The sequence below is a fragment of the Nocardia salmonicida NBRC 13393 genome (assembly GCF_001613085.1).
Lineage (GTDB): Bacteria > Actinomycetota > Actinomycetes > Mycobacteriales > Mycobacteriaceae > Nocardia > Nocardia salmonicida.
This window is the reverse complement of record NZ_BDBR01000008.1, coordinates 369,443-394,696: the sequence shown is the minus strand read 5'-3', so window position 1 is coordinate 394,696 and position 25,254 is coordinate 369,443. Positions and strand designations below refer to the sequence as shown.

26 protein-coding genes are annotated in these 25,254 nt (G+C 68.4%); 8 read left to right on the top strand and 18 right to left on the bottom strand.

Annotated features, from left to right (window positions below):
* Positions 1 to 84 precede the first annotated feature (84 nt).
* Both NS1_RS09665 and NS1_RS09660 read left to right on the top strand, forming a co-directional pair.
* Positions 85 to 564 (top strand): ubiquitin-like domain-containing protein, encoded by a 480-nt coding sequence (locus NS1_RS09665; RefSeq protein ID WP_169812761.1) that lies wholly within the window; start codon positions 85 to 87, stop codon positions 562 to 564.
* 157 nt (positions 565 to 721) lie between these two features.
* The gene (locus NS1_RS09660) at positions 722 to 1,264 is read left to right on the top strand and encodes a PadR family transcriptional regulator (RefSeq protein WP_056809840.1); all 543 of its coding nucleotides are present in this window, start codon (positions 722 to 724) and stop codon (positions 1,262 to 1,264) included.
* A 6-nt stretch (positions 1,265 to 1,270) separates the two neighbouring features.
* On the opposite strand, the gene NS1_RS09655 is transcribed toward NS1_RS09660, so the two are convergent.
* The 3 genes from NS1_RS09655 to dprE2 form a co-directional block, all read right to left on the bottom strand.
* Positions 1,271 to 2,023, bottom strand: coding sequence for a cobalt-precorrin-6A reductase (locus NS1_RS09655; RefSeq protein ID WP_062983436.1), 753 nt, complete (start codon positions 2,021 to 2,023; stop codon positions 1,271 to 1,273).
* Between the two features lie 221 nt (positions 2,024 to 2,244).
* Entirely contained in the window at positions 2,245 to 3,525 is a 1,281-nt protein-coding gene (locus tag NS1_RS09650) for a bifunctional cobalt-precorrin-7 (C(5))-methyltransferase/cobalt-precorrin-6B (C(15))-methyltransferase (RefSeq protein WP_062983433.1), read from the bottom strand.
* Positions 3,504 to 4,256 carry a decaprenylphospho-beta-D-erythro-pentofuranosid-2-ulose 2-reductase gene (gene dprE2, locus NS1_RS09645; protein WP_157125142.1) on the bottom strand — a complete coding sequence of 251 codons (753 nt, stop codon included), beginning with the start codon at positions 4,254 to 4,256 and terminating at the stop codon, positions 3,504 to 3,506. The genes NS1_RS09650 and dprE2 overlap by 22 nt, the downstream gene beginning before the upstream one ends.
* A gap of 94 nt (positions 4,257 to 4,350) precedes the next feature.
* Between dprE2 and NS1_RS09640 the strand changes: the two genes are divergently transcribed.
* Positions 4,351 to 4,749, top strand: coding sequence for a TIGR03618 family F420-dependent PPOX class oxidoreductase (locus NS1_RS09640; RefSeq protein ID WP_056809846.1), 399 nt, complete (start codon positions 4,351 to 4,353; stop codon positions 4,747 to 4,749).
* A gap of 10 nt (positions 4,750 to 4,759) precedes the next feature.
* Here NS1_RS09640 and NS1_RS09635 read toward each other — a convergent pair whose 3' ends face one another.
* Positions 4,760 to 5,887, bottom strand: a complete 1,128-nt coding sequence (locus tag NS1_RS09635) for a M24 family metallopeptidase (RefSeq protein WP_062983431.1) — start codon at positions 5,885 to 5,887, stop codon at positions 4,760 to 4,762.
* A 97-nt stretch (positions 5,888 to 5,984) separates the two neighbouring features.
* Between NS1_RS09635 and NS1_RS09630 the strand changes: the two genes are divergently transcribed.
* On the top strand, positions 5,985 to 6,959 hold the full coding sequence (locus NS1_RS09630; protein WP_062983429.1) for a 5'-3' exonuclease: 975 nt from the start codon (positions 5,985 to 5,987) through the stop codon (positions 6,957 to 6,959).
* Positions 6,960 to 7,048: 89 nt separating this feature from the next.
* Here NS1_RS09630 and NS1_RS09625 read toward each other — a convergent pair whose 3' ends face one another.
* From NS1_RS09625 to NS1_RS09595, 7 genes are all read right to left on the bottom strand, one after another.
* Positions 7,049 to 7,798, bottom strand: coding sequence for a DUF4333 domain-containing protein (locus NS1_RS09625; protein WP_062983428.1), 750 nt, complete (start codon positions 7,796 to 7,798; stop codon positions 7,049 to 7,051).
* A 120-nt stretch (positions 7,799 to 7,918) separates the two neighbouring features.
* Positions 7,919 to 10,618 (bottom strand): DEAD/DEAH box helicase, encoded by a 2,700-nt coding sequence (locus tag NS1_RS09620; RefSeq protein ID WP_056809855.1) that lies wholly within the window; start codon positions 10,616 to 10,618, stop codon positions 7,919 to 7,921.
* Positions 10,619 to 10,621: 3 nt separating this feature from the next.
* Entirely contained in the window at positions 10,622 to 11,575 is a 954-nt protein-coding gene (tatC, locus tag NS1_RS09615) for a twin-arginine translocase subunit TatC (RefSeq protein WP_062983427.1), read from the bottom strand.
* Between the two features lie 110 nt (positions 11,576 to 11,685).
* Positions 11,686 to 11,958 carry a Sec-independent protein translocase subunit TatA gene (gene tatA, locus NS1_RS09610; protein WP_062983426.1) on the bottom strand — a complete coding sequence of 91 codons (273 nt, stop codon included), beginning with the start codon at positions 11,956 to 11,958 and terminating at the stop codon, positions 11,686 to 11,688.
* 92 nt (positions 11,959 to 12,050) lie between these two features.
* Positions 12,051 to 13,079: a 2-dehydropantoate 2-reductase gene (locus NS1_RS09605; RefSeq protein ID WP_062983425.1), complete on the bottom strand. Its 1,029-nt coding sequence runs from the start codon at positions 13,077 to 13,079 to the stop codon at positions 12,051 to 12,053.
* Positions 13,076 to 14,059, bottom strand: coding sequence for a helix-turn-helix transcriptional regulator (locus NS1_RS09600; protein WP_062983423.1), 984 nt, complete (start codon positions 14,057 to 14,059; stop codon positions 13,076 to 13,078). The genes NS1_RS09605 and NS1_RS09600 overlap by 4 nt, the downstream gene beginning before the upstream one ends.
* Positions 14,056 to 15,051: a helix-turn-helix transcriptional regulator gene (locus NS1_RS09595; RefSeq protein WP_082843757.1), complete on the bottom strand. Its 996-nt coding sequence runs from the start codon at positions 15,049 to 15,051 to the stop codon at positions 14,056 to 14,058. The genes NS1_RS09600 and NS1_RS09595 overlap by 4 nt, the downstream gene beginning before the upstream one ends.
* A gap of 100 nt (positions 15,052 to 15,151) precedes the next feature.
* On the opposite strand from NS1_RS09595, the gene NS1_RS09590 reads away from it, so the two are divergent.
* Genes NS1_RS09590 through NS1_RS09580 form a run of 3 tightly spaced genes read left to right on the top strand, consistent with a single transcriptional unit; the run spans position 15,152 to position 16,684 of the window.
* On the top strand, positions 15,152 to 15,457 hold the full coding sequence (locus NS1_RS09590) for a thiamine-binding protein (protein ID WP_062983420.1): 306 nt from the start codon (positions 15,152 to 15,154) through the stop codon (positions 15,455 to 15,457).
* A gap of 29 nt (positions 15,458 to 15,486) precedes the next feature.
* The gene (locus NS1_RS09585) at positions 15,487 to 16,287 is read left to right on the top strand and encodes a helix-turn-helix domain-containing protein (protein WP_062983566.1); all 801 of its coding nucleotides are present in this window, start codon (positions 15,487 to 15,489) and stop codon (positions 16,285 to 16,287) included.
* Positions 16,288 to 16,297: 10 nt separating this feature from the next.
* Positions 16,298 to 16,684 carry a VOC family protein gene (locus NS1_RS09580; protein ID WP_062983418.1) on the top strand — a complete coding sequence of 129 codons (387 nt, stop codon included), beginning with the start codon at positions 16,298 to 16,300 and terminating at the stop codon, positions 16,682 to 16,684.
* Position 16,685: 1 nt separating this feature from the next.
* Here the strand turns inward: NS1_RS09580 and NS1_RS09575 are convergent, their stop codons facing one another.
* The 6 genes from NS1_RS09575 to NS1_RS09550 are packed head-to-tail and all read right to left on the bottom strand — an operon-like array spanning position 16,686 to position 22,938.
* The gene (locus NS1_RS09575) at positions 16,686 to 17,141 is read right to left on the bottom strand and encodes a MaoC family dehydratase (RefSeq protein WP_062983416.1); all 456 of its coding nucleotides are present in this window, start codon (positions 17,139 to 17,141) and stop codon (positions 16,686 to 16,688) included.
* Positions 17,138 to 18,631 (bottom strand): long-chain-fatty-acid--CoA ligase, encoded by a 1,494-nt coding sequence (locus NS1_RS09570; RefSeq protein WP_062983413.1) that lies wholly within the window; start codon positions 18,629 to 18,631, stop codon positions 17,138 to 17,140. Before NS1_RS09570 ends, NS1_RS09575 begins: the two co-directional genes overlap by 4 nt.
* A 7-nt stretch (positions 18,632 to 18,638) precedes the next feature.
* Entirely contained in the window at positions 18,639 to 19,847 is a 1,209-nt protein-coding gene (gene pcaF, locus NS1_RS09565) for a 3-oxoadipyl-CoA thiolase (protein WP_062983411.1), read from the bottom strand.
* Positions 19,844 to 21,001 carry an acyl-CoA dehydrogenase family protein gene (locus NS1_RS09560; protein ID WP_062983409.1) on the bottom strand — a complete coding sequence of 386 codons (1,158 nt, stop codon included), beginning with the start codon at positions 20,999 to 21,001 and terminating at the stop codon, positions 19,844 to 19,846. Before NS1_RS09560 ends, pcaF begins: the two co-directional genes overlap by 4 nt.
* Positions 21,002 to 21,017: 16 nt before the next feature.
* Positions 21,018 to 21,770, bottom strand: coding sequence for a 3-oxoacyl-ACP reductase FabG (gene fabG / locus NS1_RS09555; RefSeq protein ID WP_062983407.1), 753 nt, complete (start codon positions 21,768 to 21,770; stop codon positions 21,018 to 21,020).
* Between the two features lie 16 nt (positions 21,771 to 21,786).
* A complete protein-coding gene (locus NS1_RS09550; protein WP_062983405.1) occupies positions 21,787 to 22,938 on the bottom strand; it encodes an acyl-CoA dehydrogenase family protein in 1,152 nt (383 codons plus the stop codon).
* 129 nt (positions 22,939 to 23,067) lie between these two features.
* On the opposite strand from NS1_RS09550, the gene NS1_RS09545 reads away from it, so the two are divergent.
* Complete coding sequence (locus NS1_RS09545) at positions 23,068 to 23,703, top strand: TetR/AcrR family transcriptional regulator (RefSeq protein WP_056815272.1); 636 nt, start codon at positions 23,068 to 23,070, stop codon at positions 23,701 to 23,703.
* Between the two features lie 92 nt (positions 23,704 to 23,795).
* Here the strand turns inward: NS1_RS09545 and pafA are convergent, their stop codons facing one another.
* Entirely contained in the window at positions 23,796 to 25,154 is a 1,359-nt protein-coding gene (gene pafA, locus NS1_RS09540; RefSeq protein ID WP_194824832.1) for a Pup--protein ligase, read from the bottom strand.
* Between the last annotated feature and the right edge of the window lie 100 nt (positions 25,155 to 25,254).

The following is a 25,254-nucleotide window of genomic DNA, read 5'->3' as shown; positions in this document are numbered from 1 at the left end:
CCCGCGTGCACAACAGTGTGACTGCTCGTTTCCTGGTTCGATTCCCCAACGCGTCCCCCGTGGACGATGAAAGGATTCACCACGATGAGAGTTCAGCACCACGCACAGAACGCCCTCGGTACCCGATTACGGCGCGGCGTGACGGTCGGCCTGATCGCCGCCGCCATGGCGGTTCCCGTCGCCGGGATCGCGTCGGCCCAGCCGGCCCCACCGGCCCCGCCCGCGGCACCCGCGGCACCCGCCGCTCCCGAAGCGCCGGCGGCACCCGCCGCTCCCGCGGCACCCGGCTTGCCCGGCCTGCCGAGTCTGCCCGGGCTTCCCCTCGCCGAGAACGCGACCAGCATCACTTTGACGGTCAACGGCTTGGACGGCGAGCCCATCGCGGTCGATGTCGACACCACGGCGACCGTCAAGGATCTGAAGGCCCTCATCCAGGAACAGACCGGCGTTCCGGCGGCCGAGCAGCAGCTCGTCACCGAGAGCGAGGTCAAGCTCGAGGACTCCAATACCCTGGCGTCCTACGAACTGGCCGACGGTGACGTCGTGAACCTCGCGTTGGCCTGAGCCTGACGGGTCGATCACCGCGGCGGTGGTGCTCAGCGCGCGAACACCACCGCCGCACCCCGGTCCGGCGAACACACCGCAACACCGGCACTATTGGTGGACCGCCGACTCAGGCGTAACATTCCACTTAGGAATGTAGTTCGAAGGGAGTTGACCGTTGACCGATATCGCGACACGACGCCGCCCGCTGAACTCCACCGCGGCCTCGCTACTCGGGTTCCTGCACGAGGGCCCGAAGTCGGGCTGGGATCTCGCCACACAGGCCCAGCAACGCATCGGCGACTTCTGGACTATCACGCAGAGCCAGGTCTACCGCGAACTGTCCACGATGGACGCCGCGGGCTTGGTGACCAAGGGCGAACGCGGCGCCAGGGAGCGCACGCCGTACCGGATCACCGATATCGGGCGCGACGCGTTCGCCGAGTGGATCGGGCGCGACCCGGGCGCCGAGACCATCCGGGTGCCGCTGCTGCTCACGCTGTCCTTCGGCGAGCACCTGGATCCGGCTCATCGCGATCGAATCATCGCCGCCAACAAGAACATTCATCAAGATCGCCTCGACCGCTACCTCGACGAGGACGAAACCGCCCTGGCGCCGCACCAGCGAGCGACCCTAGAGTTCGGCATCGCCTACGAGCGAGCGGTTCTGCACTGGTTCGACCAGTTGCCGACGATCTTCACACCGCCACAGCCCCACTGACCGAGTTCAGCGCACCCGGTGCGAGGCGGACTCGCGCAACCACTCGACAGCGTCGCCGACCTCGGCCACGGTGACCGCGCCCGTGGGCAGCGGCGGCCGGTCGACCATGATCACCGGTAGACCCGCGGTACGGGCGGCGAAGATCTTCGCCTCGGTCTGCTCACCGCCACTGTTCTTGGTGACCAGCACATCGATGCGATGGCGCGACATCAGCACGAGTTCTTCGTCGAAAGTGAACGGCCCACGCGCCAGCAGCAGTTTGGAGCGCGGCGGCAGCGGGACTTCGGGGGCGTCGATGGAGCGGATGACGAAGCCGTGCCCCGTGCACCCGACGAACGCGCCGACCCCCTGGCGGCCGATGGTCAGCAGCACCTGTTCGTCGCGGGCGGTCAGAGCCGCGGCCGCCGACGCGAGATCGGGCACTCTGGTCCACAGGTCGCCGCGCCGCTGCACCCACTCCGGGCGGCGCAGATGCAGCGCGGGGATGTCCAGGTCGGCCGCGGCCGTGGCCGCGTGCGCGCTCACCTTCGCGGCGAAGGGATGAGTGGCGTCCACGACAGCGTCGATCGCGTTCTCGCGTAGCCACATTCGGAGGCCCTCGACACCACCGAACCCACCCACGCGGACCGCTCCGACCGGCAGCCGCGGGTTGGCGACCCGACCCGCGAGGGAGGACACTATGTCGAGTCCACGCTCGCCGGACGCTCTGCGCGCCAACTCCCTGGCTTCACCGGTGCCGCCGAGGATCAGAACTCTCAGGACAACCCTCCGAAATCATCGGCACCAGCATCGCCATCGAACTTCGAGTACTTCATGTAACTCTCCATCGTGGAAAAACGAACCGGGGGGATTACCCGGAACGGCAACGACCCTACCCCCGAGCCCTCGGTTCTACACGTTCGGTCCGAAACTTTTCCGGCGCGCGGACCCTGCGACAACGGATTCATCGTGATCTGCGCGTGATCTGATCGTGATCGTAATTACGTGTCCACACTCCGGCGACCAGCGGGTTTTCGGACAATCCACTGGGCGACCGGCAGGTGCGGTCGCCAGGCCGTGAACCCGCCGAGCGGTTCGCCTCGATAGATCTGGAATTTGCGCAGGGTCCCGCCGAACCTGGCAGACCAGTCGAGCAGCAGCGCTTCCGATTCCGCGGTGACCGCGTTGGCGACGAGGCGGCCACCGGGGCGCAGGCGTTGCCAGCACCGCTCGAACATGCCGTCCTGGGTGAGGCCGCCACCGAGAAAGATGGCGTCGGGCGCCGTGATCGTTTCTTCGGCTAACTCTGAGCGCACTTCGCCGCGGATCGTTATTCCCGGCACCCCGAGCGCGTGGATATTGGTCGCGATTTGTTCGCGACGGGCGGGCAGTCGTTCGAACGTGACGGCGCGGCACAGCGGATGGGTGCGACACCATTCGATGGCGATGCTGCCCGAGCCACCGCCGATATCCCACAGCATTTCCCCCGGTGCCGGGGCGAGAGCGGTGACGGTGAGCGCGCGGACCTCGGCTTTGGTGAGCTGGCCGTCACCGGCGAAGGCGGTGTCGGCCAAGCCGGGCAGGCGCGTGTCGCGGCGTGTGTCGGGATCGGCACGGCAGTCGATGGCGACGATGTTGAGTGGGTCGCCACTGGGGTGCGGCCACGCGGCCGCGGGACCGGCGCGCAGGTGTTCGGCGGGGCCGCCGAGTTGTTCGAGGACGGTCACGGTCGAGGCGCCGAACCCGTTGTCGCGCAGCAATTCCGCGATTCTTCTCGGCGTGGTCTCGTCCTCGCTGAGAACGAGAATCCTCCGACCTTCGGATAATTCGGGCAGAACGGTGGGCAATGGCCGGGCAACCACGCTCACCACCGGAGTTTCGGCCAGTGGCCACCCGAGCCGGGCGCATGCCAGCGATGCCGAGGAGGGCTGCGGGAACACCCGCAGTGCCGCCGGGCCGAACCGGCGGGCCAGGGTGACGCCGATGCCGTAGAACATGGGATCACCGCTGGCCAGGACGCTGATGCGCCGATCGGCGTTGCGCGCGAACAACTCCGGCAGCGCGGGCAACAGGGGCGTCGGCCACGGCACGCGTTCGATATCGCTCGCCGGGAGCAGCGCCAGTTGACGCGGGGATCCGAACACCACGTCGCAGTCGCTGACCGCCTGTCGGGCCGTCTGCCCCAGCCCGGACCAGCCATCGGCGCCGATGCCTGCCACGATGATCGGCTCGCCGGTCCAGCCGGCGGCTTCCGTCTCGGTCACCGTGGCATCCGGCGCCAGACGGATTGCGGGATCAGGCCCATCACGAAGAATGCCAGCGACAGCCGACCGGGCACCACCACTCGGGTCGCGCCCTTGCCGAGGCCGCGGACGACGGCGTCGGCGACCTGGCCGGGGGTACTGGACATGGGGGCCGGGTCCATACCGGTGGTCATTCGGCCGATCACGAAGCCCGAGCGCACCAGCAGCAGCTGCACGCCGGTGCCGTGCAGGGCGTCGCCGAGGCCGCTGGCGAAGCCGTGCAGGCCCGCTTTGGCCGAACCGTAGACATAGTTCGCCCGGCGCACGCGGACGCCCGCGATGGAGCCGAAGACGACGATCTGCCCGGAGCCCTGCGTGCGCATCAGGTTAGCCAGGGTGGTCAGGACGCTGACCTGGGCGACGTAGTCGGTGTGCACGACGGCCACCGCGTGCGCCGGGTCGTGTTCGGCACGGTCCTGATCGCCGAGGACTCCGAACGCGAGCACCGCGGTCGCGATGCCACCGTGCTCGGCCGCGAGCTTGTCGAGCAGCGGCGCGTGGGTGGCCGTCTCGTCGGCGTCGAATTCCACGGTGTGTACGGCGGTCGCGCCCGCCGCGCGCACCTGCTCGGACTCGGCGTCCAACGCGTCGGCGCGACGGGCCGCCAGGATCACCACCCGTCCGGGTGCCAGCCTGGTCGCCACCTCGAGGCCGATCTCACTGCGCCCGCCCAGGACCAGGACCGGCCCGTCGTTCTGCTGCATTCCCATGGCGCCAGTCTGTCATCCGGCCGAGGTGGTCGGATTCGGCCCGCCCCGAAACCCGAGGGGGTCATCGCTGGTCGGCCCGGCTACCGTTTCCGGTATGCCGACCACCACCGCACAGCTGTCCCCCGCCGCACTCGAGTTCGTCACCGAGCGGCACCTGGCCACGCTCACCACGCTGCGCGCCAACGGCACCCCCCACGTGGTCGCGGTGGGATTCACCTGGGATCCCGAGAGCGGGATCGCCCGCGTGATCACCGACGGCGCGTCGGTGAAGGCGCGCAATGCCGCGCGCGGCGGCTACGCGGCGGTGAGCCAGGTCGAGGGGCCGCGCTGGCTCACCCTCGAAGGACCGGCGACGGTGCTCGACGACAGCGCCGACGTCGCCGAGGCCGTCCGCCGCTACACCGAGCGCTACCGGGTGCCGCGCGAGAATCCGACACGGGTCGTCGTCGCGATCCAGGTGCGCCGAGTGCTGTCGTCGAGCACGCTGAAATAGCCTGTGCCGCTTACAACACCGTCAGACCGTGCGGCCGGTTGTTCATCGACTCCCCACCGTTGTCGGTGACGACCACGATATCCTCGATCCGCGCGCCCCATTCGCCGCGGAAATAGATGCCGGGTTCGATGCTGAACGCCATGCCCGGTTCGAGCACCAGGTCGTTGCCCGCCACGATGTAGGGCTCCTCGTGCACCGACAGGCCGATGCCGTGGCCGGTGCGATGGATGAAAGCCTCGCCGAGGCCCGCGTCGGTGAGCACGGCGCGGGCGGCGGCGTCGATGGACTCCGCGCTCACCCCTGGCCGCACCGCCGCCACCGCGGCGGCCTGGGCGGCCTCGAGGACCGCCACCTGTTCGACGATCTGCGGGCTCGGGGTTCCGAGCACGTAGGTGCGGGTCGAGTCGGAGTAGTAGCCGGGCTCGACCGGGCCGCCGATATCGATGACGACCACGTCGCCCTGTTCGATGACGCGATCGGATACCTCGTGGTGCGGATCGGCGCCGTGCGGGCCACTGCCGACGATGACGAACGCCGCCTCGGTATGGCCTTCCTCGACGATCGCGGCGGTGATGTCGGCGCTCACCTCGGCCTCGGTGCGACCCGCCCGCAGGAATTCGCCCATCCGCGCGTGCACGCGGTCGATGGCAGCACCCGCTCGGCGCAGCGCGTCGATCTCGGCGTCGTCCTTGATCATTCGCGACTCACGCAGCACCGGTGTGGCCGAGGCGGGCAGCCCGGTGGTCGATTCGGCGAGCGGGATCAGGTGCAGGGCGGGCATGGCGTCGGCGACCGCGATACGGGAACCTGCATGCAGAATCGAGCGAACCAGTTGGTACGGATCGACGCCGTCGACCCAGTCCAGTACCCGCAAGCCGAGTTCGCCCGCCGCGGAATCACTGAGGGAGGCCAACTCGAGTTTCGGGATCACTACCGCCGGCGTCGAGCCGTCGGCCGGGATCACCAGGCAGGTGAGCCGCTCGTAGGAGTCCGCGGCCGAACCGATCAGGTAGCGCAGGTCGGGGCCCGGAGTGATCAGCAGGGCGTCCAGATGCGCCGCCCGCATCAACTCGACCGCCCGCTCCAGACGCTGACCGTAGACCTTCGCCGCGAACCTGGCATCCGTGTGCGCGCTCATAGGATCCGACGTTACCCGCCCCGAGCCGACGCCAGCCACCGAAGCCCGTCGGCACGGCCACGGGCACGGTGTCGGTGGCTCGGGGCACAATCAGCGGGTGACCGCTGACGAGAGCACCCGTGGACCCCTGTTGATCCTCGACGGCGCCAGCCTCTGGTTCCGCGCCTATTACGCCATCCCCGACAAGCTCAGGGGCGCGGACGGCCGCTCGGTGAACGCGTTGCGCGGATTCACCGACATGGTGGCCTCGCTGGTCACCAAGCATCGCCCGAGCAGGCTCGTCGTCGGTCTCGATCTCGATTGGCGCCCTCCGTTCCGGGTGGCCCTCGTGCCCTCGTACAAGGCGCATCGGCTCGACACGAGCACCAGTGCGGCACCCGGCGCCGAGGAGGTGCCCGACACCCTCACCCCGCAGGTCGAGATGATCCTCGAGGTGCTGGCCGCGGCGGGCATCGCCACCGGCGGCGCGGAAAGCCTGGAGGCCGACGATGTGCTCGGCACCCTCGCGAGCAGGGAGCGCACCGATCCGGTTGTCGTCGTCAGCGGTGACCGCGACCTGCTGCAGTTGGTGCGCGACGAGCCCGCCCCACCGGTCCGGGTGCTCTACGTCGGCCGTGGCCTGGCCAAGGCCGAACTGTTCGGCCCCGCGGAACTGTCAGCGAAATACGGTGTGCCCGAACAGAATGCGGGCCCGGCCTACGCCGACATGGCGACGCTGCGCGGCGATGCCTCCGACGGCCTGCCCGGCGTGGCGGGCATCGGCGACAAGTCCGCCGCCCAGCTGATCACGAAGTTCGGCTCGCTCGACGCGCTCATGGACGCCGTCGCCGATCCGGGTTCCGATATCGCCAAGGGTGTGCGCGCGAAACTCGTTGCCGCGCAGGACTATCTGAAGGTCGCCGCACCGGTGGTGCGGGTGGTCCGCGACGCCGATGTCATCCTGTCGCGTCCGGATGTGTTGCCCGCCACCCCCGTCGACCCCGACCGGCTGCTCGCGTTGGCTACCGAGTACAACGCCGAGAGCCCGATCACCCGGCTGGTCACCGCCTTGACCGCGGCACACGCCGACTGACCCGGCCGAGGCGAGCCGACGCTGCCCCGGTGAACGACACCGGGCCGCCCGCGTAGTCGCGGACGGCCCGGAAAACGTAGTGCGAGCGCCTAGTTGGGGCGGCCGACCTCGTAGGTGCCATCGTCCTTGGTGATCTTGACGGTGACCTTCTTCGCCTCACCGCTGACCTTCAGGTCGCAGGTGAAGGTCGCATCGACCTCGACGGCCTGACCGGACGGGCAGCTGACATCGGAGACGTCGGCGATGCCGTAGGAGTCCTTCAGCACGCGCGAGACACCGTCCTGCACGGCCACGTTGTCGAGTTCGTCGGAGGAGAACACGACCAGGAGCAGGCCGATGACCGCGGCGACCACGAGCACGCCCGCGATGATGAGCCCGATGATCAGACCTTTGCTCTTGCCGCCGGAGGACTGCTGCGGCTGCTGGCCCCACTGCTGCTGCGGTGCGGGCTGCTGGCCCCACTGCTGCTGCGGCGGGGGCTGCTGGCCCCACTGCTGCTGCGGGTTGGCGGCCTGGTTGTTCCAGTCCTGCGGAGGCGGCTGGGTCTGACCCCACTGCTGCTGCGGTCCGGTCGGTTGCTGCGGCGGCACGCCACCCTGCTGCGGCTGCTGACCCCACGGCTGCTGCGGCTGCTGGGGCTGCTGTCCCCAGTGCTGCTGCGGCTGCTGGTTCGGATCGCCCCACTGCTGGGTTGGCTGGGCGCCCTGTTGCGGCGGCTGCTGCGCGCCGCCCCAGTGCTGGGTGGGACCGGCGCCACCGGCCCCCTGCTGACCCCCCCAGTGCTGGGTGGGATCGTTATTCCCCTCCCCGGGGTTGTTCGGTCCGTAAGGGCCGCTCATCCACTCGCCTCCACTCGCATTATTAGTCCATACGGTAGCCCCCCGCGCCGGGCCTGCCGCATTCGCACGACATCCGCCTCACGGTCGGTACGCGAAGAAATCAAATCACAGACGTCCCGACTACGCGGCGTCCACCGCGACGACACCCCGCCGCACGGCGCGCACCGCCTTGGCCGCGGTGGACGCGACCTCGGGGTCGTCGGCGGTGTTGTGGATCTGATCGAGCAGGTCGATCACCTGCCTGCACCACCGCACGAAATCGCCCGCCGACATCGTGGTGCCCTGGTCGCCGCTGGCCAGCAACGCCTCGGCCAACGCGTCACCGCGCGCCCATTTGTACACCCCGGTGACGAACCCCAGATCGGGTTCGCGGGTGGGTGGAAGTTTGTGCCGCGCCTCGTCGGAGCGCAGGTCCGACCACACTTCGATGGTGGCCGCGATCGCCCGGCGGATCGGATCGGTCGGGCCCGCAGGCGTCAGCAGGCCGGTCTCCTGGCGCGATTCGTAGACCAGCGTCGATACCACCGCGGCGAGCTCGGCGGGCCCGAGTCCGCGCCACAGACCCTGACGCAAGGCCTCGGCGACCACGAGATCGCTTTCGGCATAGATCCGGGCCAGTCGTCTGCCGTCGGCGGTCACCTCACCGTGGGCGACGAACCCGCGTTCCTCGAGCAGTCCGACGATCCGGTCGAAGGTGCGCGCCAGCGAGTTCGTGGTCGCGGCAACCTTCTGGCGCATCGTCTCGGTCTCGCGGGCGAGCCGCGAATACCGCTCGCCGGTGCGGCTCAGTTGCTCGCGATCGGGACGATCGTGCGCGGGATGGGATCGCAGGCTGCGCCGCAGCGTCGAGAGTTGACGATCTTCGCCGCCGCGAACACGGTCGTTGCGCTTGCCCCTGCGCGGAGCCGAGATCCCGGTGCCGCGCAACGCCGAGGCCAGATCGCGGCGAATGCGCGCGGTGCGGTGGTCGACCCGGCGCGGCAGATCCATCCGCCCGAGCGCTTCGGCGGGCTCCGGGAAATCGGCCGCGGACACACGCCCGGCCCAGTGGTCCTCGGTCAGCACCAGCGGACGCGGGTCGCCGGGGGTCTGGTCGGGTTCGAGGATCACCGCGAGCCCGGAACGTTTGCCGACCGGGATCGACACCACGTCGCCGCGACGCAAGCCGATCAGCGCTTTCACCGCCGCGCCGCGTCGATCTGCTCGGCCCTGCTGCTGGATATCGCGCTCACGCTGCTTGATCCGGTCGCGCAGCGACAGGTACTCCATGAAATCGCCGCCGACGCCGCCGAGCTGACTCTCCAGCTTGCGCAGTGCGCCCTCGTTGCGTTCGATGCCACGGACGAGCCCCACCACCGACCGGTCGGCCTGGAACTGGGCGAACGACCGTTCGAGCAGGGTTCGAGCCTCCTGGGCGCCCATGCGGTCGATCAGGTTGATCGACATGTTGTAGCCGGGCCGGAACGAGCTGCGCAGCGGATAGGTGCGGGTGGAGGCGAGACCCGCGACCGCGCTGGTGTCGACCTCGGGCTGCCACAGCACCACCGCGTGACCCTCGACGTCGATGCCGCGCCTGCCCGCGCGACCGGTGAGCTGGGTGTATTCGCCGGGAGTGAGCTCGGCGTGGGTTTCACCGTTGAACTTCACCAGGCGCTCGAGGACCACGGTGCGGGCGGGCATATTGATGCCGAGCGCCAGGGTTTCGGTGGCGAACACCGCGCGCACCAGCCCCTTGACGAACAGTTCCTCGACGGTGTGCCGGAACGCGGGCAGCATGCCCGCGTGATGGGCGGCGAGGCCGCGGTGCAGCGCCTCGCGCCACTCCCAGAAGCCGAGTACCTCCAGATCGCCCTTGGGCAGATCGCCGGTGTGCTTCTCGATGATCTCGTCGATCTGCTCGGTCTCACCGCGCCGACTCAGATCGAGCCGGGCGCGCAGGCACTGGGCCAGCGCGCCGTCACAGCCCGCGCGGCTGAAGATGAACGTGATCGCGGGCAGCAGGTTTTCCTCGTCGAGGCGAGCGAGGACGTCCGGCCGGGGCAGCGGACGGAAGTTGCCACCGCGACCGCCACGACCGCGCGGCCCGCCGTAGCCGTGCATCCGGTCGGCGCTCTCGCGCTGACGGATGAACCGTACGAGGTCTTCGTCGACGACGACCTTGCGATCGCTGGACTTGGTGTCGAACAGGTCGAACATCCGCCGACCGACCATCACGTGCTGCCACAGCGGCACCGGCCTGGTCTCGTCGACCACCACCGCGGTGTCACCGCGCACGGTTTCCATCCACGCGCCGAATTCCTCGGCGTTGGACACCGTCGCCGACAGGCTCACCAGTCGCACATCCGGCGGCAGGTGCAGGATCACTTCCTCCCACACCGCGCCACGGAATCGGTCGGCCAGGTAGTGCACCTCGTCCATCACCACATAGGACAGTCCGTGCAGCGAGTCCGAGGACGCGTAGAGCATGTTGCGCAGCACCTCGGTGGTCATCACGACCACGGGCGCGCCGGGGTTGATCGACTGGTCACCGGTGAGCAGGCCGACACTGTCGCGGCCGTAGCGGGCGGTGAGATCGGCGAACTTCTGATTCGACAGCGCCTTGATCGGCGTGGTGTAGAAGCACTTTCCGCCCGAGGCGAGGGCCATGTGCACGGCGAACTCACCGACGATCGTCTTGCCCGCACCGGTGGGGGCGCACACGAGCACACTGTGCCCGTCTTCCAACGCCGCGCACGCGGTGCTCTGGAAGGGGTCCAGATCGAACGAGATTTCACCGGCGAATTTCGCCAGTTCGCTGGGCAGCCCCGGAGTGTCGGTCACCCCTCAGAGCGTATCGGAGTAGTCCGACACCGGGCGCGTGGTTTTCTCCGGCTCGCCCACCGGATCGGTGGCCGCCACCGGTTCGGGGTTCTCCAGCGGTGAGGCTTGTTCGTCGTCGAGCGGGCCCCAGCCCTCCTTCGCCTCCCGGCGGGCCTTGCGGGCGTCGCTGAACCGTGCGAACTGCACCGCGAACTCGAACAGCACGGTCAGCGCGATCGCCAGCGCGAGCATGGAGAACGGGTCCTGCGGGGTGACGATCGCGGCGAAGACGAACAGGCCGAAGATCATCCCGCGCCGCCAGGCCTTGAGCTTGGTGTAGGGCAGCACCCCGACCAGGTTCAGCCCGATGATGATCAACGGCGTCTCGAAACTGACGCCGAAGATGATCAGCAACTGGATGATGAACCCGAAGTATTGATTACCGCTGAGCGCGGTGATCTGGACGTTGTCGCCGATGGTCATCAGGAACGACAACGCGTGCGAGACAACCAGATAGGCCAGCACAGCGCCGGTCACGAACAGCACCGAACCCGTGACCACGAACCCGACCGCGTACCTGCGTTCCTTGGCATACAGCCCCGGGGTGATGAACGCCCACAGCTGATACAGCCAGAACGGCGTCGCGATCACCACACCGGCGGTGAACCCGACCTTCAACCGGAGCATGAACTGGTCGAAGGGTCCGGTAGCGAGCAATCGACAGGCGCCGTCGGGGGTCAGGCTCGCCCGCGCCGATGCGGGCAGCGCGCAGTAGGGGCCACGCAAGATTTCGCCCAGGCTCTCCATCCCGAAGAGCGTGTGCGCGTACCAGAAGAAGCCGATCAGGGTGGTCACCGCGATCGCGGCCAGCGCGAGCAGCAGCCGTGTACGCAGTTCCTGCAGGTGCTCGACCAACGACATGGTGCCGTCGGGATTCGTCCTGCGCTTGGTGCGCCGGGGATCGAACGGGATGCGCATGGTGGGTGGTGGCCTCTAACCCTCGGTTCGGCGGATGCTCGGCGGCAACTTGTGACCAGACAGCACTTCGCCCCGGGGCGGTGGCATCCGTCCCGGGGTGATGGCCGAGGTCAGAGGGTTTTGTGGCCCTGCTGCGGTTCGACGATCGGAGTCTGCGCCTGCGGGGCGGACGCGGACAACTGCTGCGGCGGTGCGGGGGTGGACGTGGTGGTCTGCGGTGCGTCGGACGTCGCCGACTCCGCCTGCATCTGTCCGACCTCGCTCTTGAAGATGCGCAGCGAGCGGCCCAGACCGCGTGCCGCGTCGGGAAGCCGCTTCGCGCCGAAGAGCAGAACGAACAGCAACGCGATGATCAGCAGGTGCGTCCAGCTGAACGTGCCCATTATCAGATACCTCCAAAGACTGTGGTGATTACCGATGCTACCTGTGTTCGGACCGTGGCGGACGCCCAGCTGCATCGGTGTTCGCCACGCGTTCAATCCGCGACAGCGACCGCCGCCCCGGTCAGCTCGGCGAGCAACCGGCTTCCGGTGAACCGTGCGGTATCGCCGGACTCGGCGATCCTGATCAGTTCCGTCAACTTCCGGTTGACCGGCGTGGGGTGTCCCACCATCTCGCCGAGGCGCACGATTTCCCCACACAGCCACGCGATTTCGGTGCGCCGGCCGAGTGCCAGGTCATCGGCCATCGACGAGCGCGCGAGCGGGTCGATGGCGAGCACCCGGCCGAACACCCGCCGGAAGACAGCGTCGGGAACACGCAGTAGATGCACCATCAACTCGGGCGGAACGGGAGTGAGCTGCGCGGGTCGAATTCGCGCAGTGTTCATCACGGCGAGGGCTTCGGACTGAGTGAGGGCGAGGCAGCGGCGGTAGTCGCGTTCGGCGAGCTCCTCGCGCAATGGCCTGCCCGACAGCGCGTTTATCGGGTTGTTCAGATTGAGCAGCAGTTTCGCCCATTGCACCGGACGCAGGTCGCGGTGGCGGCGCAGCGGCAGTCCCGCCGCCCGGAAACCGTCGGCGAAGCGGTCGACGACCTTGTCGTCCTGGATCGCGAGGTCGCCATCGCTGGCGCGGTGGAAGCACCCGCGACCGCTGTGCACCACGTTGAACATCACCATCCCGGCCAGGGCGGTGCTGGTCGGCAGGATCTCTCTGATCACGCCGGCGTTGCCGATGCCGTTCTGCAGGCTCACCACCGGCGTGCCGGGGCGTAATCGGCCCGCGACGGCACGGACGGCGGCGGCGGTGTCGGCCGATTTCACAGTCACCAGGACCAGGTCGGCCAACTCGGGTTCGTCCGGTTCGAGCGCGAGGCCGAACCGGTCGGGCGCGACCTCGGTCGATCCGCCGTCCAGATCGGTCAGGCGCAGGCCGTGCTCGGCGATGTCGTCGAGGATCCGCTGACGGCCGACGAAGATCACTTCCATGCCCGCGGCGGCCAGATGACCGCCGATGAACACCCCGACGCTGCCCGCACCGAGGACAAGTACTCGCTGACTCACGCGGGTTCGGTCTCCCCCACCAGTCCGGCGGCCGCGTAGGCGGCCAGGGCGGCGTCGGCGCGCGAGCGCACCGCCGTCACCAGTTCCGGTGGCCCGAGCACGGTGACGCCGGTACCGAAGCCGAGCAGCAGCCGGGCCATCCAGTCCGGCGAGGCGAAGCGCATACCCGCCTCGATGCTGCCGTCGGCGCGTGATTCGATGCGGTGCATCGGGTACTGGTCGAGCACCCACGCGTAATCGGCGCGGATCCGCAGCCGGGCCAGCGGCACGTCGGGGTCGTCCTGGAACAGGTCGAGTGCGGCCGCGTCGGTGGCGGCGTGGCTCGGCGGGTGGGCCGGTTCGTCGAGTTCGGTGGCGTCCTCGATCCGATCGAACCGGAACAGGCGAACGCCTTCGGCCTGCCTGCACCAGGCCTGCAGGTAGCTGTTGTTGTCGACCAGCACCACCCGAATCGGGTCGACGACGCGTTCGGACACCTCGTCGCGGCTGGCGGAGTAATAGACCAGGCGCAGGGCCCGCGCGTCGGCCAGCGCGGCGCGCACGGTCGCGACCACCGGCTTCTCGACGGGGACCTCGACCGGTTTGCCCGCGACCACCGCATCGGTGCTGGCGATCGCCGATTCGATCTTGGCGATGGCGGCGTGCGCGGCGGTCGGGTCGACCATGCCCGGCATCTCCACGATCGAGCGAAGGGCGACCAGCAGCGCGGTGGCCTCGGTGGAGGTCAACCGCAACGGCCGTTCGATCCCGGCCGAGAAGGTGACCTCGATGCTCTCCTCGGAGAACGACAGGTCGATCAGATCGCCGGGGCCGTAGCCCGGCAGACCGCACATCCACAGCTGGTTGAGGTCGCTCATCAGCTGTTTGGTGGTGACACCCAGTTCCGCGGCGGCCTCGGCCGCGCTGATACCCGGGTGCGCGAGCAAGTACGGCACCATGTTCAGCAGGCGCGAAAGTCGTAGGGAAAGGCGCGAACTCACGACGTGACCTCCGTGTGGTCGAGTACCGACCGTAGCCGGTCCATCACATCGGCGCGCAGTTCCGGTGGTTCGAGAACGAGGACGTCGGGACCGAGGCCGGTGATCAACCGGGCCACCCAGTCCCTGGATCGGACCGGTACCTCGAGCACCGAGCCGGGGCGACCGCCCAGATCGCGGGTCTCGACTTCGGTGCCGATGCGGCGCAATTCGCGCCCACGGCCCTTGGCGACCCACACGGTGGCCGACCCGGTGACGGGAGCGTCGCCGGTGACCCGGTCGACGATCGCGCGCAGATCGGTGTGCGCGGGCTTGTGCACCGCGTCGACCGGACCGTACGGCCGCACCTGGCCGCCGATCCGCGACAGCCGGAACGTGCGAACGGCGTCACGTTCGCGGTCGTGCCCGACGAGGTACCAGCGCCCGTGCCGAGTCACCACACCCCACGGTTCGACATCGCGGGTCACGAACGGATCGGTGACGGCACTGTGGTGGCCGAAACGCACCGCCTGTCCCGCATCGATCGCAGCGAGCAGTTCTCGCAGCACCGGCTCCGACCCGCGGGTGCGCGCGGGCACCGCGGGAACCGACACCCCGACGTTGTCGGTCTCGACGGTGACCCCGGCCGCGCGCAACTTCAACAGCGCGCCCTCGGCCGCCCCCGCCAGTTCCGGCGAGGCCCACATCTGCACCGCGACGGCGACCGCTGCGGCTTCCTCGCTGGACAGGTCGATATCGGGCAGCTCGTAGGCGTCCCGGTTGATCCGATACCCCTCGAGTGTCGAGAACCTTCCCACCGGACCGACTTCCAAGGGGATGCCCAGATCACGCAGTTCGTTCTTGTCGCGCTCGAACATCCGGCTGAACGCCTCGTCGGTCGCGGAGTCCTCGTAACCGGCCACACTGGCGCGAATACGTTCCGCGCTCAGGAACTGCCTGGTCGACAGCAGCGCGATGACCAGATTCATCAGCCGCTCGACCTTGGATATCGCCACCCGATAGAGGGTAATGGTCGCGCCCCCTCCCCCGCGCGTCGGCGCACAGTTGTGCCGCGGCCGGGGACCATGGACAGCGCCCCCATCGAAAGGACCCACGATGCTCGTCGCCTTCTCCGTAGCCCCCAGCGGTTCCGCCCACACCGACGGCTCGGTCGGCGAAGCTGTCGCCGCGGCCGTGCGCGTGGTCCGCGATTCCGGCCTCCCGAACCGCACCGACGCGATGTTCACCACCATCGAAGGCGAGTGGGACGAGGTGATGGCGGTGATCAAGGCCGCCACCGACGCCATCCTCGCCACCGCCCCGCGCTGCAGTCTGGTTCTCAAGGCCGACCTCCGCCCCGGCGTCACCGACGCTCTGAACACCAAGGTCGAAACCCTCGAGCGCCTACTCGCGGAGGGCTAGTTCCGGTTGGTGGATGCGAGAATGTGACGGTGGACCTACGTCTGACATGCCGTGCCGCGGGCATCGGCGTGGTGGCGCTCAGCGAGCACGTCGGTCGCGCTCGTCCTCATCGCGCCGTTCCCACGCTGTCCGCGCGGTTGGTCGTCAGCCTCGGCGCCCCGATCGAGGTCGACTACGACGGACGGACCCTCACCGCCCAGGCGGTGGTGGCCGGATTGATGCGGCCCGGGATCGCGACGCCGGTCACGACCCTGCTACCGCGACAACCGACGGCCTATGTCGAGTTGTCGGCCGCGGCCTTGCGCAGGCTGATCGGCATGCCGCTGAGCGAGGTGGACGCGGGCGGGGTGATCGCCGATGCTGTTGTGCCGTGGGTGAACTCGCTGTGCGAGGAGTTGGCGGACCGTCCGGTCGGTCACCGCGAGACACTGCTGCGAATCCGGCTCCTCGACCAGCTGTACCGGGCCGATCCCGACACCCGAGCCGACGACGCCTGCCGAGCGCTGGACCTGATCCGAGCCGGTAGCGGGACGGCTTCGATCGACGATCTCGCGCACGAGGTGCACCTGAGCCCCCGGCGATTGCGCCACGTGATGCGACGCTCCCTGGGGGTCACCCCGAAGTTCGCCTCGCGCGTCGCCCGTATGGAGTCCGCGGTGGGCCGTGCGGGTACAGGCGCTGCCACCTGGGCGCAAGTGGCAGCCGATTCGGGCTACCACGACCAGAGCCACCTCGTGCACGACTTCCGCGACCTCATGAACACCACGCCCACCGAGTGGCTCGACGAAGAGGGCCGAAATCTACAAGGCCGACAACGCCCCACTCGGTGAGCATGGAGGGATGAACAACCACCTGGTCCCCAAGCTGCTGGTCTCCGATGCGCAGGCAGCGATCACCTTCTACACCGAAGCCCTCGGAGCCGAGATGCGTCTTCGAGTCGCCGATGACCACGGCGTGGTGAACCATGCCGAACTCACGCTCGGCGCTGTCGTCTTCGCCTTGGCGCAGAGTGTCGAGGAGTGGCGGTGGTCCGATCCCCGATCGCTGGGCGGCTCGCCCGTCCTGCTCGAGCTCACCGTTGCCGACCCGGACGCCGTAGCGCACCGGATGGTGCGCTACGGCGCCGAGTTGGTGATCCCCGTCGAGAACCGCCCTTACGGCAAGCGCCAAGGCCGGGTGGAGGACCCGTTCGGCCATCTCTGGGTCATCAGCGGAGTACTCCGCTAGATCAGAGGAGGAAGCGGGCGATGGAATCAGCCACACACGCCGGGCGGGGGGCATTCTCGAGTTCGACGGTGACGTGGCGATGGATTTGGACGCCGCCGGGAACTTCGGTGACCTCGGTGAGGGTGAGGTGGGCGCGGATGCGGCTGTCGACGGGGACAGGCGTGAGGAAACGAACTCGGTCGAAGCCGTAGTTGATGCCGACCTTCGCAGCGCTGACGCTCATGATCTGTTGGGTCATCGGCACGATCAGCGACAGGGTTAGCAGCCCGTGGGCGATGGTGGTGCCATACGTGCCCGCGGCGGCGCGTTCGGCGTCGACATGGATCCACTGGTGGTCGCCGGTGGCCTCGGCGAACAGGTCGATGCGACGCTGGTCGACGGTGACCCACTCGCTGGGGCCCAGTTCGGTTCCGACCGCGGCGCGCACGGCGTCGAAATCGGCGAAATCCGTTGTCATGCCGCTCCTCCGAAACGTTGGCGCAGTTCGCGCTTGAGAACCTTGTGGGTGGGACCGAGCGGTAGCTCGGTCACGAATTCGACGCGGCGCGGGTACTTGTACTTCGCGACCTGCGCCTTGGCGAAGTCGATCACATCCTGCTCGGTCAGCGCGCCGTCCGGCACGACGACCGCCACGACCTCCTCACCGTAGTGCGGGTCGGGCACGCCGATCACCGCGACCTGCGCGATGTGCGGGTGCCGCATGAGGGCTGCTTCCACCTCGGTCGGATAGACGTTGAAGCCACCGCGCAGGATCATCTCCTTGATCCGGTCGACGATGCGCACCCGGCCGGTTTCGTCGCGGGTACCGAGATCGCCGGTCCGGAACCAGCCGTCGATCACGGCCGCCGCGGTCGCCTCCGGCCTGCCGGTGTAGCCGCTGAACACGTTGTGCCCGCGCACCACCACCTCCCCCACGGCGCCGATGGGCAGCAATTCGATGCGATCGGCGATCGCGGGATCGGCGATCTCCACGTCGACTCCCCACACCGGATGTCCCACAGTGCCCGCTTCGGTACCGAAGCACGGCTGGTTCACCGCGGCGGTCGGCGAGGTCTCCGACAGGCCGTATCCCTCGAGCACCGGCGCGTGGAAAACGCTCTCGAATTCCTCCAGCACGGCCACCGGCAGTGCGGCGCCACCGCTGATGCACAGTTTCAGCTCCGGCAATCGCGGTGCCGATGCCGCCGCCTCGATCAGCGACAGATACATGGTGGGCACACCGTGGAACAGGTTGACCCGCTCGGCCGCCATCAGCGAAATAGCCGCGACCGCATCGAATCTCGGCATCAGCACCAGGGTGCCGCCGACCCGCCAGTGCGAGTTCATCGACACCGTCTGCCCGAACACGTGGAACAGCGGCAGCGCGCCGAGTGCGATGTCGTCGCGGTGGATCTCATTGGCGTCGAACGTGTTCACCGTCGCGCACATCACCATATTGAGATGGCTGAGTTCGGCTCCCTTGGGCGTTCCGGTGGTGCCGCTGGTGTAGAAGACGACCGCGGTATCGAGGGGACCACGGGAGACGAAGTTCGGAATCGCCTCGCCGACCAGGTCTTCGGGCGCCACCACATCGATGCCCGCGTTGCGAGCGGCTTCGGTACCCGTGGCCGCGACCATCGGATGACAGATCAGCGACGAGGCGCCGCTGTCGCGCAGCACATACTCCATCTCCAGCGCGGTGAGCAGCAGATGCACGGGCACCACCGTCGCGCCCGCGGCCAGGATGGCGAAGTAGGCGCGCGGGAAGTCGGCGGTGTTCGGACACAACAGCCCGACCCGGTCACCGGGCTTCACTCCACGCGCGATCAGGGCGCCTGCTTGTTCGCGAGCCTGGCGCCACAGATCGGCGAAGGTGATGCGGGTGTCGCCTTCGATCAGGGCGAGGTGGTTCGGTCGACGACGGGCTGGTTCGGCGAGGATGCTCGCCAGCGACAGAGTGGCGTTCATGGTGTTCCTAGTGTTCGAAGCGATGGAGGTGGACAGCGAGGCCTTGTCCCACGCCGACGCACAGGGTGGCGATCGCGTGGCGCGCGTCGCGTTCGACGAGTTCGAGCGCCGCGGTGAGCGCCAGCCGCGCACCGCTGGCACCGAGCGGATGTCCGAGCGCGATCGCACCCCCGTTGGGATTGACGTGCTCGGCGTCGTCGGGCAGGCCGAGCCCGCGCAACACCGCGAGGGCCTGCGCGGCGAAGGCTTCGTTGAGCTCGATGACGTCGATCTCACCGATTCCCAAACCTGTTCGGGCGAGCAGCTTTTCGACGGCGGGTACCGGCCCGATACCCATGGTTCGCGGCGCGACACCGGCTGCGGCCACCGCCCCGACCCGTGCCAGCGGGGTGAGACCGTACCGACGAACAGCGTCCTCGGAGGCCAGGAGCAGAGCGGCGGCGCCGTCATTGATCCCTGAGGAATTGCCCGCGGTGATCGATCCGCCGGTCACCACCGCCCGCAACGCCGCCAGCGACTCCGCGCTGGTCTCGCGCGGATGTTCGTCCCGATCGACGAGCACCGGCTCACCGCGCCGCCGCGGCACCGGCACCCCGGCGATCTCGCGCGCCAGCCTGCCCCGGTCGATCGCCCGCGCCGCCCGCTGCTGCGAGCGCAACCCGAACGCGTCCTGATCGGCACGCGCGATGCCGTACTCGTCGGCGATGTTCTGGGCGGTTTCGGGCATCGTGTCCGTGCCGTGCGCCTCGCGCATCCGCGGATTCACGAACCGCCAGCCGATCGTGGTGTCGGCTATTTGCGCCGAACGGTCCCATGGCGCAAGACTTTTCGGTAGCACATACGGCGACCGGGTCATCGATTCCACCCCACCGGCGATCACCAGGTCCGCGTCACCGGACCGGATCGCCCTGGCCGCGGAGCCCACGGCGTCCAGACCCGACGAGCACAGCCGGTTGACGGTGATACCGGGCACGGTCACCGACAACCCGGCCAGCAGGGCCGCCATCCGCGCGACATTGCGATTGTCCTCGCCCGCCTGGTTCACACAGCCGAACACCACATCGTCGACGGCGCCGAAATCCACCCTCGGCAGGCGCGCTACCAGCGCCGCGATCGCGTGCGCGGCAAGGTCGTCGGGGCGCACGTCGGCCAACGCGCCCCCGTACCGGCCGAACGGCGTCCGCACGCCGTCGACCAGATACGCGGCGCCCGTCACAAGCCCATGTCCTTGGCGATGATCATCTTCATCACCTCGCTGGTGCCGCCGTAGATCCGGTTGACCCGGTTGTCGGCGTACAGGCGGGCCACCGGGTACTCGTTGATGTAGCCGTAGCCACCGTGCAACTGCAGGCAGCGGTCGATGACCCGCGAGGCCACCTCGGAGCAGAACAGTTTGGCCGAGGCCGCGTCGGCGGCGGTGAGCTCATCGCGGTCGAGCGCCTCCAGCGCCCGGTCGACGACCGCCTCGGCCGCGTCGACCTCGGCCTGACAGGCGGCCAGTTCGAACTTGGTGTTCTGGAACTGCGCGACCGGCTGACCGAAAACGTTGCGGCCCCTGGTGTATTCGAAGGTGAACCGGATCGCCGCCTTGGCCTGGGCGTAGGCGCCGAGCGCGATCGAGAGCCGTTCCTGGGGCAGGTTCTGACCCAGGTAGCTGAAACCCCGGTTCGCCTCGCCCAGCAGGTCCGAGACCGGGACCCGCACGTCGGTGAACGACAGCTCGGCCGTGTCGGACACCTTCAGACCCAGCTTGTCCAGCTTGCGGCCCACCGCGTATCCCGGCGAGTTCGTATCGACGACGAGCAGCGAGATCCCTTGCCGCCGATCGGTTTCCGAGACCGGGGCCGTCCGGGCGCACACGATCACCCGATCGGCGTGCACACCACCGGTGATGAACGTCTTGGAACCGTTGAGCACGTAATGCGTGCCGTCCTCGGAAAGCTGCGCGGTGGTCCGCATTCCGGCGAGGTCGGAGCCGGTGCCGGGCTCGGTCATCGCGATCGCGAACATGATCTCGCCCGAGACGAACCCCGGCAGCCAGCGCTGCTTCTGTTCTTCGGTCGCGAGATTCTTCAGATACGGCAGGCACAGGCCCACGTGCACGCCCGAACCACCGAAAGACACACCGGCGCGGGTGGTTTCCTCCAGCAGGATCGCCTGGAACTTGAACGACTCGATGCCGGCGCCACCGTATTCCTCCGGCACCTCGATCCCGAACACCCCGAGATCGGCCAGCTTGCCGTAGAACTCACGCGGCACGATGCCCGCCTCGTACCACTGGTCGTAGACCGGTGCGACCTGCGATTCGATGAACGCGCGCACGGTCTTGCGGAATGCCTCGTGCTCGTAGTTGAAAACTGTTCTCTGCATGATGGTTCTCCGAAATCTAGAGACGACGTCCGCCGTCGACATACACGGTCTGTCCGGTGACGAACCCGGCATTGTCGGAGGCGAGGAAGGCGACCACATTCGCGATGTCGGCAGGCAGGCCGACCCGGCGCAGCGGGGTGATCTCGGCGGTCTTCGCCTGCAACTCCTCGGCGCTCATGCCCCTGCGCGCCGCGGTGGCCGCGGTCATCTCGGTGGCGATGAAGCCGGGCGCCACGGCGTTGGCGCGAATCCCGAACGGGCCGAGTTCCATGGCCAGCGTGCGGGTCAGGCCCTGGATGCCGGCTTTCGCCGCCGCGTAGTTGGCCTGACCACGGGTGCCGAGCGCCGAGACGCTCGAGGTGTTGACGATGGCGCCGCCGCCGTTGTCCACCATGTGTTTCTGCGCGGCCTTGCAGCACAGGAACGCGCCGCGCAGGTGCACCGCCATGACGGTGTCCCAGTCCTCGACCGACATCTTGAACAGCAGGTTGTCGCGCAGTACTCCCGCGTTGTTCACGAGGACGTCGAGCGAGCCGAAGTCCGCCACGGTGCGCGCGACGGCGGCGGCTACCTGCGCCTCGTCGGCGACGTCGCAGCCGATGCCGATCGCGGTGCCGCCCGCCGCGTTGATCTGCCCGGCGGCCAGTACCGCGGCGTCGGCGTCGAGATCGACGACGGCCACGGCGAATCCGTCGTCGGCCAGGCGGGCAGCGGTCGCCGCGCCGATGCCGCGGGCCGCCCCGGTGACGAGGGCTGTTCGGTGGATCATGGGTCGTACTCCTGTGTCAGACAATGGCATTCACGCCGGTGAGGGCGCGCCCGATGAGCAGTTTCTGGATCTGGGTGGTGCCCTCGTAGAGGGTCAGCACGCGGGCGTCGCGCAGGTACTTGGCGACGGGGTATTCATCGATGTAGCCGTAGCCGCCGAACACCTGGATCGCGTTGTTGGCGGCCGAGACCGCCGCCTCGGAGGCGAACAACTTCGCCATCGACGCGGCGGTGCCGAAAGGTTCGCCGCGGTCGGCGAGATCGGCAGCACGCCAGGCGAGTAGCCGTGCGGCGTCGGTGTCGACGGCGATATCGGACAGAAGTTCCTGCACCAACTGGTAGCCGGCGATCGGCTTGCCGAACTGTTCACGCTCACCGGCGTAACGCACCGCGGCTTCGAGGCAGGCACGCGCCAACCCGACACACCCGGACGCGACCCCGATGCGGCCCTTGTCGAGCGCGGACATCGCGATCCGGAAGCCCTGCCCCTCCTCGCCGAGGCGCAGCGCGTCGGGCACCCGAACCCCGTCGAGGACGAGTTCGGCGGTGGCCTGGCCGCGCAGACCGAGCTTGCCCTTGATCTCGGTCCGGCCGAAACCCGGTGCGTCCGTGGGCACCACGAACGCCGTGACGCCCTTGGGCCCCGAACCGCCGGTCCGCGCGAAGACCAGCGCGTGATCGGCCCAGGTGCCGTTGGTGATGAAGATCTTGGTGCCGGACAGGACCCAGTCCGAACCGTCACGTGTCGCACGGGTGTCGAGGTTCGCCGCATCCGAACCGGTGCCGGGTTCGGTCAGCGCGAAACACCCGAGCTGCGCACCCGCGCAGATTCCCGGCAGGAACCGCTGCTTCTGCTCCTCGGTGCCGTACGCGGCGATCGACTTGCCGAACAGGCCGAGCGAGACCGACACGATGCCGCGCACCGCGCTGTCACCGCGCCCGAGCTCCTCGAGCAGCAGGCAGTAGTCGAAGGTGTCGCCGCCGGAGCCGCCGTATTCCTCGGCGATCCCGATCCCGAGGAAGCCCAGCGCACCGAGCTTGCCGACGATCGCCGGATCCACCGATTCGTCGCGATCCCACTGGGCGGCGTACGGCACGACTTCCTTGTCCACCCACGTACGGGCGAGTTCGCGCAGGTCGGACTGCGCGGGGGTGAGCTGGAAATCCACGGGACCACTCCTGAACCAAACGGCGTTAGGTTTACTCGGGCACCGTATCCTAACGCCGTTCGGTTAATCAAGGGTCGTTTTCGGCATCGGTGATACCGTTCGATTTCCCGACGAGAGATGGAGGAGCGCATGGCGAGGCCGCGCGTACCGCTGTTGAGCCGCGAGCGGATTCGCGACGCCGCGCTGGTCCTGATCGACCGCGACGGGCTCGCCGAGGTCTCCATGCGCAAGCTGGGCGCCGAACTCGGCGTGCAGGCCGCCTCGCTCTACGGCCACTACCCGAACAAGGACGAGCTGTTCGACGACATCGCCACCGGCATCATGAGCCTGGTCGACACCTCGACCTTCGACACGGTGAGCTGGGATCGAGCACTCGCTGACTGGGCACGCAGCTATCGCGCGGCACTGGCCACCCACCCGAATTTCGTGCCGTACCTGGCAACGGGCCCGGGGCGCCGCGCCGAGAATCTCCGCGCGGCCGACGCCGTGCACGGCGGTCTGGTCGGTGCGGGCTGGCCACCGCGCTACGCCACCATGATCGGCGCGGCCACCCGCTACCTGGTCATGGGTTCGACGGTCGGCTCGTTCGCCGGCGGGTTCGCCGACGACGTGCAGGTCTACCGCGACCGGTACCCGCACCTGAACCAGGCCCATCTGCTGCGCGCGATCGCCGACGAAATCGATGACGACAGTTTCGAATTGGCGCTCACCGCGTTCATCGCCGGGCTCAACGCCACGTACGCGACGGTCGTCACCGCGGACTGAGCCGCCCTACACACGAGGGAACCGGTGGCGCCTACGCAATCGCTCCCATGCGCCACCGGTTCCGTCGTGGTCCCCCCGTCTGAGGGGTTCGCCTACATCGAGGCGATCAGCCGGTCGACGCGCTCGTCGACCGATCGGAACGGATCCTTGCACAGCACCGTGCGCTGCGCCTGATCGTTCAGCTTGAGGTGCACCCAGTCGACGGTGAAATCGCGGCCCGCCTCCTGCGCGGCGGTGATGAAGTCACCGCGCAGCTTGGCCCGCGTGGTCTGCGGCGGGGTGTCCACCGCGGCGTCGACGGCGTCGTCCTCGGTGATCCGCTTGGCCAGACCCTTGCGCTGGAGCAGGTCGAACACACCGCGACCACGCTTGATGTCGTGATAGGCCAGATCCAGCTGGGCGATCTTGGGATCCGACATCTCCATGCTGTAGCGGTCCTGGTAGCGCTGGAACAGCTTGCGCTTGATCACCCAGTCGATCTCGGTGTCGACCTTGGCGAAGTCCTGCGCCTCGACCGCATCGAGGGTGCGACCCCACAGATCCACCACCGCGTCGACCTGCGGATCGCGGTCGCGGTTGCGCAGGTGCTCGACCGCGCGGGCGTAGTACTCGCGCTGGATCTCGAGGGCGCTGGCCTGACGCCCGCCGGCCAGGCGCACGGGACGACGGCCGGTGAGATCGTGGCTGACCTCGCGAATGGCGCGTATCGGGTTGTCGAGGGCGAAATCGCGGAACGACACCCCCGCCTCGATCATCTCCAGCACCAGCGAGGCCGTACCCACCTTGAGCATGGTGGTCGGTTCGGCCATGTTGGAGTCGCCGACGATCACATGCAGACGCCGGTACTTCTCGGCGTCGGCATGCGGCTCGTCGCGGGTATTGATGATCGGGCGCGAGCGAGTGGTCGCCGAGGAGACGCCCTCCCAGATGTGCTCGGCACGCTGCGACAGGCAGAACGTGGCCGCCTTGGGCGTCTGCAGTACCTTGCCCGCCCCGCAGATGAGCTGGCGGGTGACCAGGAACGGGAGCAACACATCGGAGATCCGGGAGAACTCGCCCGCGCGGACCACGAGGAAGTTCTCGTGGCAGCCGTAGGAGTTGCCCGCGGAGTCGGTGTTGTTCTTGAACAGGTAGATGTCGCCGCCGATGCCTTCCTCGGCGAGGCGCTGTTCGGCGTCTATGAGCAGGTCTTCCAATACCCGCTCGCCTGCCCGGTCGTGGGTGACCAACTGCACCAGGCTGTCGCATTCGGCGGTGGCGTACTCGGGATGCGATCCGACGTCGAGGTACAACCTGGCACCGTTGCGAAGGAAGACATTGGAGCTACGGCCCCAGGACACCACCCGGCGGAACAAGTACCGGGCTACCTCGTCGGGGGACAGCCGACGGTGACCGTGGAAGGTGCATGTCACACCGAACTCGGTCTCGATCCCCATGATTCGTCGCTGCACACTATCGACACTACAGCCATGACCAGTGCCCGCGCGGCGCTCCTGACATCCCATTCGCATACGTGTTCACAACGATTCGGACAGCGAACGACCGCCGCGC